This is a genomic window from Comamonas humi, from assembly GCF_054782535.1.
The window spans coordinates 452,813-468,131 of record NZ_BAAGSH010000005.1 but is presented as its reverse complement, the minus strand read 5'-3'; the positions used below and the strand labels follow the sequence as shown (position 1 = coordinate 468,131).

At 69.8% G+C, this 15,319-nt stretch carries 8 protein-coding genes; 2 read left to right on the top strand and 6 right to left on the bottom strand.

The genetic code is table 11. The features are described from left to right. The first annotated feature begins 19 nt into the window (after window positions 1-19). Window positions 20-721, top strand: a complete 702-nt coding sequence (locus ACYVKR_RS06445) for a response regulator transcription factor (RefSeq protein WP_460479975.1) — start codon at window positions 20-22, stop codon at window positions 719-721. 125 nt (window positions 722-846) lie between these two features. After that, entirely contained in the window at window positions 847-2,529 is a 1,683-nt protein-coding gene (locus ACYVKR_RS06440) for a sensor histidine kinase (RefSeq protein ID WP_460479974.1), read from the top strand. A 113-nt stretch (window positions 2,530-2,642) separates the two neighbouring features. Here ACYVKR_RS06440 and ACYVKR_RS06435 read toward each other — a convergent pair whose 3' ends face one another. The 6 genes from ACYVKR_RS06435 to mgtA form a co-directional block, all read right to left on the bottom strand. Further along, entirely contained in the window at window positions 2,643-8,063 is a 5,421-nt protein-coding gene (locus ACYVKR_RS06435; protein ID WP_460479973.1) for a DUF7507 domain-containing protein, read from the bottom strand. Between the two features lie 298 nt (window positions 8,064-8,361). Beyond that, entirely contained in the window at window positions 8,362-9,924 is a 1,563-nt protein-coding gene (locus tag ACYVKR_RS06430; protein ID WP_460479972.1) for a serine hydrolase, read from the bottom strand. Between the two features lie 82 nt (window positions 9,925-10,006). Beyond that, the gene (locus ACYVKR_RS06425; protein ID WP_460479971.1) at window positions 10,007-10,627 is read right to left on the bottom strand and encodes a response regulator transcription factor; all 621 of its coding nucleotides are present in this window, start codon (window positions 10,625-10,627) and stop codon (window positions 10,007-10,009) included. After that, window positions 10,624-11,712 carry a sensor histidine kinase gene (locus tag ACYVKR_RS06420; protein ID WP_460479970.1) on the bottom strand — a complete coding sequence of 363 codons (1,089 nt, stop codon included), beginning with the start codon at window positions 11,710-11,712 and terminating at the stop codon, window positions 10,624-10,626. Before ACYVKR_RS06420 ends, ACYVKR_RS06425 begins: the two co-directional genes overlap by 4 nt. A gap of 22 nt (window positions 11,713-11,734) precedes the next feature. Further along, complete coding sequence (locus tag ACYVKR_RS06415; protein ID WP_460479969.1) at window positions 11,735-12,466, bottom strand: MgtC/SapB family protein; 732 nt, start codon at window positions 12,464-12,466, stop codon at window positions 11,735-11,737. Between the two features lie 18 nt (window positions 12,467-12,484). Continuing rightward, window positions 12,485-15,250, bottom strand: a complete 2,766-nt coding sequence (gene mgtA / locus ACYVKR_RS06410; protein ID WP_460479968.1) for a magnesium-translocating P-type ATPase — start codon at window positions 15,248-15,250, stop codon at window positions 12,485-12,487. Window positions 15,251-15,319: the final 69 nt, after the last annotated feature.

The window sequence follows — 15,319 nt, the reverse complement described above, 5'->3', positions numbered from 1 at the left end:
GTTGCGCCAGAATCCCCCGATGCCCGCTGAGATGCCCGAAACGCCCGACACGCCCCTGCCCGTCCTGATGGTCGACGACGACCCGGCCCTGCTCGCGCGGCTGGGCGAGGTGCTGGGCTCGCTGGGCATGGCCGCGGCCCGCCTGCGGCCCACCGGCTCAGTCGCGCAGTGCCAGGCCGCGGCCGCGCATCCCGGCGGCGGGCTGCAGCCCTTGGCCATGGCGCTGGTGGACCTGGGCCTGCCCGATGGCAGCGGCATCGAACTGATCGCCTGGCTGCGCGCCCGCGACGAGCGTCTGCCCATCCTGGTGGTATCGGCCTGGAGCACCGAGGAGATGATCCTCGGCGCGCTGCGCGCCGGCGCCAACGGCTACGTGCTCAAGGAGCGCGACGACCTGGAGATCGCGCTGTCGATCAAGAGCGTGCTCAAGGGCGGCGCGCCCATAGACCCGTTCATCGCGCGGCGCATCCTCGACCTGGTGGGCCGCCAGGCCGGCCCCACGCCGGCGCCCGACCCGGCCCTGCGCGACGCGCTGAGCGAGCGCGAGCGGCAGATACTCGACCATGTTGCCGCGGGCCTGAGCAATCGCGAGATTGCCGAATGCCTGCACCTTTCCCGATGGACCATCGACTCGCACATCCGGCATATCTACGACAAGCTGGCCGTCAGCTCGCGCACCCAGGCCGTGCGGCGCGCGCGCGAGCATGGCTTGCTGCCCTAGCGGCGCTCTGTCTCTGGCTCTGGCTGGCCGCGCCCGCCCAGGCCGCGTGGCCCGGCACGGTCGAGGCCGCGCGCGCCGACTGGCAGGCGACTCAGCCGCCCGAGACCGGCTGGGTGCCGGCGTCCGTGCCCAACGACTGGAACCAGCAGTGGCCGGGGCACGACGGCGTGGTCTGGTACCGCCTGCGCTGGAACATCGACGGCCCGCCGCAGAACCAGGGCCTGTTCGTGCACTACCTGATCTTCGCGGGCGTGATCTCGGTCAACGGCGTGGAGCTGCAGCGCGACGCGAACCTCGTCGATCCGCTGTCGCGCACCTGGAACCTGCCGCGCTTTCTGCTGCTGCCCGCGCCGCTGCTGCACACCGGCCGCAACGAGCTGCTGATCCGCGTCAGCGGCTTCGCGGCCCACCAGCCCGCGCTGGGGCCGGTGGAGATCGGCCCGCCCGGCGCCATGCAGGACGCGCAGCGCAGCAGCTACCTGAAGCGGCAAAGCCTGCAGTGGCTCAACCTGGGCATAGGCTCCACGCTGGGCTGCTTCTTTCTCGCGCTGTGGCTGATGCGCCGCCAGGAGACGGCCTACGGCTGGTACGGTGCGCAGCAGGCGGCCTGGTTCGTGTTCGCGGTCAACTTCGTGCACACCAGCACCTGGCCCTTTGGCAGCACCGACACCTACGCCGCCGTCACCTCGGTGGCCTATGTGGTCTACCACGGCTGCAACGCCATGTTCGTGCTGCGCTTCCTGGGCTGCCGCTGGCCGCGCCGCGAGCGGGGCATGTGGCTGCTGATCGCCGCTGCCACGGCCGCCATGCTGCTGGCCCCGCACGAGCAGGTGGGCGCGATGCGCAACGCGCTGGCCTGGATGTCGTCCGCGCTGCTGTTCGCCACGTCCGGCGTGTTCCTGTACCTGGCCTGGCGCGGGGGCAACCTGCCGCAGCGCATCCTGTCGCTGACGGCGATCGCCGGCGCGCTGGCCATGGCGCACGACCTGCTGGTCTTCCTGCGCATCGTGGACAGCAACTTCTACCTCGTCACCTATTCCGAGACCGTCTCCACCATCGGCATCGCGCTGGTCCTGGCCTGGACCTTCGTGGCCAACACCCGGCGCATCGAGAGCTTCAACGACGAGATGCAGCACGGCATCACGCAGGCCCGCGCCGAGCTGACCGCGTCGCTCGCACGCCAGCACGAGCTGGAGCTGCTGCACGCGCGCCTGGGCGAGCGCGTCAACCTCGCGCACGACCTGCACGACGGCCTGGGCGGCATGCTGATCGGCAACATCACCACGCTGGAGCGCGCCGGCGGCCCGCTGCCGCAGGACCAGGTGCTGGACATGCTGCGCGGCATGCGCGACGACCTGCGGCTCATCATCGACACCGCCTCGGCCCAGCACTACGGCGAGCTGTCGCTGGCCGAGCTGCTGGCGCCGCTGCGCCACCGCATGAGCGTGCTGTTCGAGCTGCACGACATCGACGTGCACTGGCAGGTGCAGCACCTGGACGAGGTGCACCTGGGCACCACGCCCAGCCTGGACGTGCTGCGCATCCTGCAGGAGGCGCTGACCAATGTCTTCAAGCACAGCCGCGCCACGCGCGTGGAGGTGACGCTGGCCTACGAAGCACGGCAGCTGCAGCTGCAGGTGCGCGACAACGGCGTGGGCCTGGCCCCCGGTGCATCGGGCACGCCAGGCAGCACGGGCCTGCACAGCATGCAAGCCCGCGCCCAGCGGCTGGGCGCGCAGCTCATGGTGGATTCGCAAGGCCATGCCACCACGGTGTCGCTGCGCATGCCCTGGCCCCAGGATCTTTAAAAAGCAGAGCAGCTGGCGCTTGTTATCTCTGGCTTCTAATGCAAAAAAGCATCAAAAACCAATAACAACAAGCGCCAGCAGCTCCTTTTTTTGACAGACACGCTGCCTGGCCTTCACCGGCCTTGCGCGGCCCTCAACCGCAGGGCCGCAGCCCACAGCAGCAGCAGGCCCAGCACGGCCAGCATGAGCCGCGAATCCACCGGTATCGATGCCGGAGCGCCGACATCGGCATCGGCCACGGTCACACTGGCCGTCTGATGGCAGTCCGAGGCGGGCGCATCGCAGCCGGGGCCGCCGCCGCGGGTCACGCTAGCAGTGTTGGTGACGGCGCCGCTGCCCGTCTTGGTGGAGACGATCTCGGCCACCAGCTCCTGCGCCGCGCCGGCCGCCACGCCGGCCGCCTTCACGCAACGGATGTCCACCGGGCCTTCGCCCGAGCCGGGCGTGCAGGTCCAGCCCTCGCCGCCGCGCACCGCCACCACGCGCAGGCCTTCGGGCACGCTGTCCACGATGGTGGTGTCGGCGCCGCTGGCCACCAGGCCGCCGTTGCCCACCTGGATGCGGTAGTGGATCGTGTCCCCGCGCCGCGCGCTGGCACGGTCTGCAGCCTTGGCCACGGCCAGCGCCGGTGCCGGCGGGCTACCGCCGTCCTCCACCGTGGCGCTGCTGCTGCAGCGCCCGGCCACCGGCGTGGCCTCGCAGGCGGCGTCGCCGCTGGCCACCGAGGCGGTGTTGGTCACGCTGGCGGTGCCGGTCTTGGTGGCGACCACGGTGACCACGGTTTCATCCGTCGTGCCCGCGGCCACGCCGCCGGCCTTGGTACAGCGGATGCTGTGGTCGCACGTCCAACCCTCGCCGGCGGTCACGCTCACCAGGCTCAGCCCTGCGGGCAAGGTATCGGTGACCGTGGTGTCGGCCGCGCTGGCCACCTGGCCGCTGTTGCTCACACGGATGCTGTAGGTGATGTTCTCGCCCTGCGCCGCGCTGGCGGGCGCTGCGCTCTTGGCCAGCGCCAGCGCCGGCTGGCTGGCATCGGCCACCGTGGCGCTGCTCGTGCAGCGGGCCGCCGGCACGTCGGACTCGCAGGCCAGGTCGCCGCTCGCCACCCGCGCGGTGTTGGTGACGGCGGTGGTACCGGTCTTGGTCGCCACCACGGTGGCCACGGTTTCATCGGCCGCACCGGCCGCCACACCGGCGGCCTTGACGCAACTGACGCTGCTGTCGCACACCCAGCCCGTGCCGCCGGTCACGCTCACCAGCGCGAGCCCTGCGGGCACGGCGTCGCTGACCGTGGTGTTGGCAGCGCTCGCCACCGGGCCGCTGTTGCCCACGCGGATGGTGTAGGTGATGTTCTCGCCCTGCGCTGCGCTGGCCAGGTCTGCGCTCTTGGCCAGTGCGAGTGCCGGCTGGCTAGCATCGGCCACGGGCACCACGTCCACGCAGCGCTCCGGGGCCGGGGTGGCCTGGCAGGTCTCATCGCCTTGGGTGATGCTGACCGTGTTTCTCACCGCATTGGTGCCCGTCTTGGTGGCGGTGATGGTGGCCACCGGGAGCTTGCTGGCTCCTGCCGGCACGCCAGCCGCGTGCACGCACTGGATGGTGAGGGGGCCGGCGCCTGCCGTGGGGGTGCAGGTCCAGCCGTCGCCACTGCGCACGGCCGTCAGCTCCAGGCCTTCCGAAAGGTTGTCGCTGATGATGGTTTTGGCCGCGCTCGGCACGGCGCCGCTGTTGCTCACCTGCACCGTGTAGGTGATGGCCTCGCCCTGGGCCGCACTGGCCTTGTCGGCGGCCTTGCTCACGCTCAGCACGGGCTGGGTGCTGTCGGCCACCACGACGGCGGCACTGCAGCGATCCGGCACCGGCGTTTCGGCGCAGGCGGGATCGCCGCTGCCCACGCTGGCACTGTTGGTGACGGCGCTGGTGCCGGTCTTGGTGGCCGTGATGGTGGCCACCGGCGCGTTGCTCGCACCAGTCGCCACGCCGGACGCGTTCACGCAGGCGATAGTGACCGGGCCCGTGCCGGTGGTGGGGCTGCACGACCAGCCTGCGCCGTTGGTCACGCCCACCACGCTCAGCCCTTCGGGAACGTTGTCGCTGATGGTGGTGTTGGCGGCGCTTGCCACCGGGCCGCTGTTGCTGACCTGTAGCGTGTAGGTGATGCTCTCGCCCAGCGCGGCGCTGGCCTTGTCCGCCGCCTTGCCCATGGCCAGGACAGGCTGGCTGTTGTCACCCACGGTGGCCGTGGCGCCGCAGCGCGCAGGGGGCGGGTTGGCCTCGCACTGCGCATCGCCGCTGGTCACGCTGGCGGTGTTGGTCACGGCGCTGGTCGTGGTCTTGGTGGTGGTGATGGTGGCCACCAGGGCATCGACGGCGCCGGCCGGCACGCCGGCGGCACTCACGCAATCGATGCCCATGGGGCCGGCTCCGCTGGTGGGATTGCATGCCCAGCCGGTGCCGCTGTCCACCTGGGTGACCGTGACGCCTTCGCGCACGTAGTCGGTGATGGTGGTGTTGGCGGCGCTGGGCCGCGGTCCGCTGTTGCTCACGCGGATGGTGTAGGTGACGGTATCGCCCAGGGCCGCGCTGGATGGGGAGGCGTCCTTGGCCACGGTCAGCCGCGGATCACCGGCGAGCGGTGTCGTCACGAAGGCTTCGTCGCTGATGGGGCCGCCGCCATCCGGGTCCATCCCTGACGCGGTGGCCGTGTTGCGGACCTCGCCGGCATCGAAGTCGGCCTGGGTCAGCGTATAGGTGGCGCTCGCCGTGCCGGTCTGGTGGGGCGCCAGGGTAGCCGGCGACACGGCCAGCCCGCTGACCCCCAGCTTGGGATCGCTGATGGCCACGCTGTTGAGCGTGACGTTGCCGGTGTTCTCCACCGAGAAGGTGTAGGTGATGGTGTCGCCCACATCGTCGTATCCGTTGCCATTGGCATCGGTCACGGCGCCCGCGGACTTGGTCAGCGTCATTTCGGCCACCGGCGCGATGCGCTCCACCTGCGAGGCAAATGCCGAGACATCGCCCCCTGCCGGCGTTTTGCCGCTGGCGGTGGCATCGTTGGTGACAAAGCCGGCATCGACGTCTGTCTGCGTCAGCGTGTAGTCCCCCGAGGCCGTGCCCGATTGTCCGGGCTCGAGGTTGGCGGGGGTCACCGCCAGCGGGGTGGTGCTCAATTTGGGGTCGTCGATGGAGACACCCGTCAAGCGCACGCCGCCGATGTTTTTGACCGTGAGGGTGTAGCTGAAGCGATCACCGACGCTGCGCCTCCCGTCGCCGTCGACATCGGTGTAGTTCGACATGGCTTTGTCCAGGGTCATTTCGGGGCTGCCCGCCACCGGCGTGGTGACGCTGCCGGTCGCGCTGACCGGGTTGCCGTCGGGGTCGGCTCCGTTGGCGGTTGCCGTGTTCGTGACCTTGCCGTTGTAGATGTCCTGCTGGGTCAGCGTGTAGCTGATCGGGCCGACCGACGCCGACTCGGCCGGAGCGAGGCTGGACGGGTTCAGCGGCACGGCGCTCATGCCGAGCAAGGGGTCGTCGATGCTGAGGTTGTTGATGGTTATCGGACCGATGTTCTCGACCCGGATCGTGAAGTTGACGGTATCGCCGGCGTTGACCTTGCCGTCGCCGTTGGTGTCGATAACGGCGCCGGAGGTCTTGGTGACGCGCAGCTCGGGCGTGTCGTTGACCACGGTACAGGCGATCTCGCTGTCCGCGGCGATGGCGCTCGCGCTCAAGGTGAAGGAAGTGGGGCCGACGGTGACCGTGCCGCCCGGCGCCATGCCTGTGCAATTCACCGAACTGAGTTTCCAGCGTGGCGGCAAGGACTCGGTGATCGTGGTCTCCACATGGGCGGCATCCAGCACCTGTATGTCGCCATAGGCCGTGCGCAAATTCTGGGTGGTGGTGATGGTTTGCAGGTCCCAGCCGTTGTTGCCCGAGAAGCTGAAGCTGCCGGCACCGCCACGCGTTATCTTGTTGATGCCCAGCGACGGCGTACCTGCCAGGAAGTCCAGCGGTGCCACATCGGTGTCATTGTCAGTGTCGTAGTCATCATTGGTGGGATCGTCATCGTCGTCGGGTGTCGAGCGCTCCAGGCTGGCGGTGACCATGCGGGTGCCGCTGGTGACGGAGGCATTGGTGGTGACCGGAATCGTGAAGGCCAGTTGCCCGCCATTGGCGCCCGGCGCGGAGGCGGCAGCCATCACCGTGTCGATCGGGCAAGTCAGCACCTGGCCCGAGACCGTGCAGCCCGGCACGGAGCCCGGCGTCCAGCCGGCCGGAATTTCAACCCTGAGGGCAAAGCCATCCGTGTCGCCGACGTCGCCCGGGCCCAGGTTGGTCGCCGTGAGCGTCAGATTCTGGGTCTGGCCCACGGAGTTGTAGCGAATGGGCGGGGGGGTGATGTCGACGAAAATGTCCGGCCGTCCGGCCACATTGAGCATGCAGGACTGGTCCTGCCGGTTGGCCATCGGCATGCCGGCCGCGCAGGTGTTCAAGGCGACGTAGGTGTTCTCGGCGATGCCGCTCGGCCGCTGCGAAACGGCAGCCCCGTAACCCGCATTGGGCAGCACGTACAGCTCGCTGTCGGCTTGGTAGTCCTCGGGATCGTTGTCGCCCGCCGCGGCGTAGGGCGTCTTGTTTTCTCCGGACATGCCGGCAAGGTTGTCGAGCAGCGTGCCGTCACGCGTCAGGTTCACCAGCCAGCCCGATCCGCCCAGGGTCTGGTCCCAGGCGAAATCGGTGAACGTCATGATCGCCGACAGGCGGGCCTGCTGCAGCTGTCCGCAGTACACGTTGATGCCGTCGTAGCCCTCGCCGCCGGCCTGCCGGTAGATGCCGGAAACCGCCTGGTCCGCCGCATTGGGACAGAAGTAGCCGCGGAAATTGTGGGTGGCGTTGGTTTCGATAACGCCGGCCCGGGCCTCGGTGGCGGTGGCACCGGTATCGATCTGGACCCAGTCGCCCGCGCCGGTGTTGGCCGGGCGGCAGGCGATCACCAGGCTGGATGCCCATGGCGTGTTGTAGGGGCTGGGCGTAATGCGGTCGTAGCCGCCCAGGCGCTGCACGACCTGCCCGGCCGGGCAGTAGGCGGTCTGCTCCGTGCCAGGCTGCGGATAGGCAAAGCCGTTGGAGGTGGGCGTGCCGTCGGGCGTGACATTCACCACCTGGACCGTACCTGCGGGGGTGATGTTGATCCGGGCGCAGTACAGGCTGGCCTGGCTGGTCATGCCACGGGTCGAGCCATTGGTCGCGCTCATGGATTTGTCGGTGTGCCGAACGCCGCGCAACACCGAACCAGGTGGACATTGCACAGGCCCGGCCGTGCCCTTGTTGGAGCCTATCGTGCCGCTATAGGAGCCATTGGAGCTGAAACCGACGCCCACCTGCGCCTGCGCGGAGGTGCTTGCCAGCGTGGCGGCGAGCACGAGAGACGCTACCGATAGCAGCGATGCCGCCCCGTGCATCCCCCGAAGGGACAGGCCACCACCGCGCATGGCCAGAAAGAAATTGCCTCCCGTGAAGCTCGTTTTGCTCATTGACCGGCTCCTTCATGCACACGGTCAAACTATAGTTAAATTTTCTTATTGATTATAAGTTGATTGTTTATATCTATTTAAAAATGACGCGATTCCCATCACGCAAACAAAACAATCCTCAGCCGATCGTGGACGCACCATGCCACCCCGGTGACGCTGCGCCTGCCCTGGCTGCCAGCGCAGCCATGAAAAAAAGTGAGCTGCTAGCGCTCACTCTCTCTTGGTTACAGACAGAAAAATATCCAAAAACCAATAGGAATGAGCGCTGGCAGCTCCTTTTTTTGAACGCCAGCGAACCTCAGCCGCGCACGAAAACCCCTTGGCGCTCGTCGTCGTAGAACTCCAGCCACACGCGGGCGCCGCCGCCATCCAGCGTGAAGCTGGCCAGCGAGATGCTGTGTGGCGCCGCGCTTTCGTTGGCCGGCACAAAGCTGAACTGCTGGCCGCTCCAGTGGCGCAGCGCGTAGGTTTGCCGCGCAGGCCCCAGCGTGAGCTGCAGCCCGTCGCCCGCCAGATCGACCTGCAGCGGGCCGTAGTAGGCGTTGTCGTAGCGGCCGGCGTACTGCGCGAGCGGGCCCGCCGGCACGGCCGGCGACGGCGGCTCCTGGCCGCGCAGCGCGCCGGTGGGCGCCATCAGCGGGGCGATGGCCTTGCTGTAGGCCTCCCACCAGTCGCGGGTGAGGTGGCCGTTCTCGAGCAGGTCCACGAACTGTCGGCACAGTGTCTCGGGCACGCCGATGGGGATGCCGTTGGTCAGCACGACGATGGCCGCGTCCAGCGATGGCACCAGCATGAAGCAGGTGGCCGCGCCGAGCATGAAGGCGCCCGAGTGGCTGACGAAGCCCAGCCCGGCCTCCGTCGCCCCCACGTTGAAGCCGTAGCCGTAGGCCCCGCCCGGCGCCTGCGGCTGCCACATGGGCTGCAGCGCCGCCGGCGCGACCAGGCTCGCGCCCTGCCAGCGGCCCTGGGCCAGCAGCAGCGCCAGCCAGCGCGCCATGTCGTTGACGCTGGAGCTGGCGCCGCCCGCCGGCGACTGCGCATCGGCATTGCGCGGCGCGCCGGGCCGCCACTGGCCATCGTCGCCGCGCACATGGCCGACGGCCCGGTTGCCCTGGCGCATGAATTCCTCGTAGACCGAGGTGGTGCGCGCCATGCCCAGCGGCGCGTACAGGCTTTGCCGCGACAGCGTGGCCCAGTCCGTGCCCGCGGCCTGGGCCACGGCGATGGCCGCGGCGGTGAGCCCGGCGTTGGTGTAGGCATAGGTCGAGCGCAGCGGCTTGACGAGCAGCAGGCGCAGGCGCTCCAGCACCTCGCGCTGGGGATAGCCCAGCTCCTCGAGCTTGTCGCCCGCATGGTCGGGCAGGCCGCTGCGGTGGGCGTAGAGGTCGCCCACCGTCAGGTACTCGGTGCTGCCGCTGTCGCTCAGCGCAAACCAGGGCAGCAGCTCGCGCATGCGGCTGTCCCACGACACCCGGCCCTCGCCCACCTGGCGCGCGACCACGGTGGCGCCCAGCGGCTTGGAGACCGAGGCCAGCTGGAACACGGTGTCGGCGTCCACCGCAGCGCTGCCGCCGGCCTGGCACACGCCCAGGCCATGGGCGGCCACGGTCTCGCCGCCATGCACCACGGCCCAGGCGAGGCCGGGCACGCCGGTGCCCTGCAGCAGCGCGCGCGCCAGCGCGGGCAGCTGGTCGGTCGCGGCCTGCAGGCGGTTGCCGCTGCTGCCGCCGCAGGCGGGCAGCGCCGCGCCCAGGCTGCCCAGGCCGGGCAGCGCCAGCGTGCGGCCCAGCAGCTGGCGGCGGCTCAGAGCCGGCGGGTGCTGGTGCAGGTTCATGTCCGTGTTGTGGTTGCCGTCCGCCATTGCCACCCTCCGTTGTCTGGTTCCCGACGCAGGCCCCACTGTAGGCGCACGCGGCGGCGCAGACATCCCGTAAATCAGTGATTCAGGCGCCGCCGAGGCGATCGAAGGCGCGCACCAGGTCGGCCAGCGAGGCCGCGTCCATCTTGCGCATGGCCTGGGCGCGGCGCACCTTGACGGTGACCTCGCTCACGCCCAGCTCGGCCGCGATCTGCTTGTTGAGCCAGCCCTGCACCACGAGGCGCACCACGTCCTGCTCGCCGCGCGACAGCTGCTGCCAGCCCTGCTGCGCCGCCTGCCGCGCCACGTCGCCCGCGCGGCGCAGGCGGTCGCGGGCAATGCCTTGCTGGATGGCGTCGATCAGGTCCTGGTCGCGGAAGGGCTTGGTCAGGAACTCGATGGCGCCGGTCTTCATCGCCTCGACGCCCATGCGGATGTCGCCATGCCCGGTGATGAAGATGGTGGGCAGCGCCAGCCCGCGCTCCAGCATCTGGCGGCGGAACTCCAGGCCGCTCACGCCCGGCATGCGGATGTCCAGCACCAGGCAGGCGGGACGGTCCTGCGCACCCTGCTCCCAGAACTGCCAGAACTCGGCCGCCGACGCGAAGCTGTGCACCGCCAGGCCCACGGAGGCCAGCAGGTCGTCCACCGCCGCGCGCACCGAGGCGTCGTCGTCGAGCACGTAGACGATGGCTTCGTCCGTCATGCAGCCTCCTGTGCGGCGGCGCTGCCCACGGACGGCAGCAGCACCTCGAACTGCGCGCCGCTCTTGCCATCGGTGCGGGCACCGGCGGCGATGCTGCCGCCATTGACCTCGACCAGGTTGCGGCTGATGTTGAGCCCCAGCCCCAGGCCGCGGCGCTTGGTGGTCCAGAAGGCCTCGAACAGATGCGGCATGGCGGCCGGCGGCACGCCGGGGCCGCTGTCCATCACCTGCAGGCGCAGCAGGCCGGCATCGGCCAGCGCGCTGCGCAGCACGATCTGGCGTGCGCCGGCCGGCATGGACCGCACCGCGTCGATGGCGTTCAGCAGCAGGTTGCCGGCCACCTGCTGCACATGCACGCGGTCGGCCCAGGCGGGCGGCAGGTCGGGCGCCAGCTGCAGCTGCAGGGCCACGCCGCCGCGCTGCAGCTCGTCCTCGGACATGGCGGCGATCTCGCGCAGCGCATCGTTCAGCGCAAAGCGCGTGCGCTGCGGCAGCTCGCCTCGCGCCGCGCCGCGGATGCGGGTGATGACGTTGCTGGCGCGCTCGGCATCGGCCAGCATGCGCGCCAGCGCCGCGCCGGCGCGCTCGAGCTGCGGCGGCTCCTGCGCCAGCCAGCGCTGGCAGGCATGGCCGCTGGTGACGATGGCCGCCAGCGGCTGGTTGACCTCGTGCGCGATCGAGCCCGCCAGCTCGCCCACGCTGGTGGCCTGCGCGAGCTGCGCCAGCCGCGCCTGAGCGGCATGGGCCGCCGCCCGCGCCGCCACCAGCTTGAGCCCCAGGTAGGCGGTGACGGCGATCGCCACGATGCTGATGCAGGTGTTGATCAGCCCCAGGTGGTAGATGCCCGCCGGCGTGAGCGCAAAGCTCAGCAGCGTGAGCGCGATGCACAGCAGCGTCAGCGCCACCACCGCGCGGGCGCTGAACCAGCGCACCGCCAGCAGGATGAGCACCGAGTGGAACACCGCCACGGCCACCGCGTACTCGGTGAGCGTGTCCAGCACGAAGATCGCCACCAGGCCCGCGGCAATGGCCGCGGCCGCGAGGGCGCGGCGCAGCGAGTAGGTGGACAGCGGGTTGGGCAGCATGATGGGGAATTATGGCCGCTCGTCAGTCCTCGGCGCTGGCGTTCCAGAAGGCCTGCTGCACGCCGGGCTCGGCCATCAGCCGCTCCATGATGGCGTCGAGCGCCGGCGCCTCGACCGCGGTGGCGTACAGCGTGGCCTCGATCTCCACGTCGGCTGCGCCGAAGGCATGGTGGTCGATGGTGCGCACCGGGTAGTGCGCGGCGTGTAGCCATTCGTCGAGCTTGTCGTGCACGGCGGCGCGGTGCTCGCTGCGGCAGACCACGTAGACGGTGTAGGTCGCCTCGCTGGATTCCTCGCGCACCGGGCTGCGGTTGATGCGGTTGGCCACCGGCCGCAGCAAGGTGTTGGCCGCCAGCACGAACAGCGTGGCCAGCACCGCCTCGGGCAGCAGCTTGGCGCCCGCGCAGCAGCCCACGGCGGCCGAGCACCACAGCGTGGCCGCGGTGTTCAGCCCCGAGACATTGGCGCCCTCCTTCATGATCGCGCCCGCGCCCAGGAAGCCTATGCCCGAGACCACGTAGGCAATCACCTGCAGCGGGCTGGGCGAGCCGCCGTACTGCACATGAAAGCGCACCGCCAGGTCGACGAACACCGCCGCGCCCACCGCCACCAGCGTGTTGGTGCGCAGCCCCGCGGTGCGCTGGCGCACCTGGCGCTCGAAGCCGATCAGCAGCCCCAGCACGAACGCGAGCGACAGGCTGGCCAGCGTGCTGAGCGCGGCCATGGTGTCGAAGGCAGGCCATCCATATTTCATGCAGGTTCCCCTCAGTTTCTATTGCCAGCCGAAGCGGCGTATGTACAGGCGCTTGGCCACCGTGGCCAGCACCGCGTAGCCGCCCAGGATGAGCAGCAGCAGCGGCCAGTACAGCGGCGGCAGCGCCTGCATTTTGAAGTAGCCGGCCAAAGGCCCCATGGGCAGGAAGACGCCCACGGCCATGATGCACAGCGTCGTCGCCAGCAGCGGCCACGCGGCGCGGCTCTGGAGGAAGGGCAGGCGCGGCGTGCGGATCATGTGCACGATCAGCGTCTGCGTGAGCAGGCCCACCACGAACCAGCCCGACTGGAACAGCGACTGCTGCTCCACCGTGCGGGCGCCGAAGACGAACCACATCATCGCGAAGCAGAGGATGTCGAACAGCGAGCTCAGCGGCCCGAAGCACAGCATGAAGCGGCCGATGTCCGCCGGGTTCCAGGTCATTGGCTTGCGCACCTGCTCGTCGTCCACCCGGTCGAAGGGGATGGCGATCTGCGACAGGTCGTACAGCAGGTTCTGCACCAAGAGTTGCAGCGGCAGCATGGGCAGAAAGGGCAGGAAGGCCGAGGCCACCAGCACCGAGAATACGTTGCCGAAGTTGGAGCTGGCCGTCATGCGGATGTACTTGAGCATGTTGCAGAAGGTGCGCCGCCCTTCGACCACGCCCTCCTCCAGCACCATCAGGCTCTTTTCGAGCAGGATGATGTCGGCCGCCTCCTTGGCGATGTCCACCGCGCTGTCCACGCTGATGCCGATGTCGGCGGCGCGCAGCGCCGGCGCGTCGTTGATGCCGTCGCCCATGAAGCCGACCACATGCCCGGCCGAGCGCAGCACGCGCACCAGCCGCTCCTTGTGCAGCGGCGTGAGCCGCGCGAACAGGCGCCGCTGCTGCGCCAGCCGCAGCAGCGCCTCGTCGCTGATGTGCTCGATCTGCGGGCCGGTGACGGGCGCGCCCACGTCCAGCCCCACCTGGGCGCAGACGCGCGCGGCCACCAGCTCGTTGTCGCCGGTCAGCACCTTCACCTCGACGCCGTGCTCGGCCAGCGCCTGCAGCGCCGGCGCCGTGGTTTCCTTGGGCGGATCGAGGAAGGCGATGTAGCCCACCAGCGTGAGGCCGGCCTCGTCCACCACGCCGTACACGGTCTGGGCCACGGGCTCCTCGCGCGCGGCCACGGCGACCACGCGCAGGCCCTGCTCGTTGAGCTCGTGCGTCACGCCGCGCACGCGCGCCAGCATGGCCTCGTCCAGCGGCAGCACCTCGTCGCCATGGCGCACCTGGCTGCACACGGCCAGCATCTCCTCGACCGCGCCCTTGCAGATGAGCAGCGGGCGGCCGCCGCCCTCCGGCGCCACCACCACCGACATGCGGCGGCGCTCGAAGTCGAACGGGATCTCGTCCACCTTGCGCCAGCGGGCCGACAGCCCGGCGCCCAGCTCGGACGCATGCGCCAGCACCGCGTGGTCGAGCAGGTTCTTCAGCCCGGTCTGGTGGTAGCTGTTGAGGTAGGCCAGGCGCAGCGCCTCGTGCGACTCCTGGCCGAAGACGTCGGTGTGGCGCTCGAGCACGATCTTGTCCTGCGTGAGCGTGCCGGTCTTGTCGGTGCACAGCACGTCCATCGCGCCGAAGTTCTGGATCGCATCCAGCCGCTTGACGATGACCTTCTTGCGCGACAGCGCCACCGCGCCCTTGGCCAGCGTCGAGGTCACGATCATCGGCAGCATCTCGGGCGTGAGCCCCACAGCCACCGACAGCGAGAACAGGAAGGCCTGCATCCAGTCGCCCTTGGTGAAGCCGTTGATCAGCAGCACCACCGGCACCATCACCAGCGCAAAACGGATCAGCAGCCACGACACGCTGTTGACGCCCGCCTGGAAGGCCGTGGCCTCGCGCTCGCCGGCCGTAGCGCGCTGCGCCAGCATGCCGAAGTAGGTGTGGTTGCCCGTGGCCACCACCAGCGCCGTGGCCGAGCCCGACACCACGTTGGTGCCCATGAACAGCAGGTTCGACTGCTCGAGCACGCTGTCGTTGAGGCCGCGGCGCTCGGCGAACTTCTCCACCGGCAGCGACTCGCCGGTCATCGCCGCCTGGGCCACGAACAGGTCCTTGGCCGCCAGCACGCGGCAGTCGGCCGGCACCATGTCGCCGGCGGACAGCCGGATGTGGTCGCCCGGCACCAGCTCGCGGATGGCCACCTCGCGCTGCGTGGCGGCGCGGCGCGTGTGCAGCCGGGCCTCGAAATAGCGCTCGGCCACCTCGGCGGCCTCGGTGCCCAGGCTGCGCCGCAGCACCGTCGCGGTGTTGCCCACCAGGGCCTTGAGCTGCTCGGCACTGCGGTGCGAGCGACCCTCCTGCACGAAGCGGATCAGCGTGGACAGCAGCACCATGATGGCGATCACCACCGTGGCCTCGCGGTCGTCGGTGACCCACGAGACGATGGCCAGCACCGTCAGCAGCACGTTGAACGGGTTCTGGTAGCACTGCCACAGGTGCAGCCACCAGGCCAGCGGCTTCTCGTGGTCGACCTCGTTGGGGCCCAGGCGCGCGAGCCGCTCGGCGGCCTCGGCGTCGGACAGGCCGTCCTCGTGCGAATGCAGGCGCACCAGCGCCGCCGGCACGTCGTCGCATGCCACGCGCCACAGCTCGCGCGTGCGGTACTCGTCCACGCGCACGCCCTGCGCCACGCCGGCCCCGGCGCGCGCGCTGGGCAGCGCGCGGCGGCCGAACAGCGCGCGGCGGTGGCGGCGGCGCAGAAAGTTGCCGAACCAGGTTTTCAGGATCTTCATGGTGTGCTCCTCGGGCCGTGCGCCGGGCGCACAGCCTTCAAAAACCATAGCTGGCAGCGCTTTGTACTT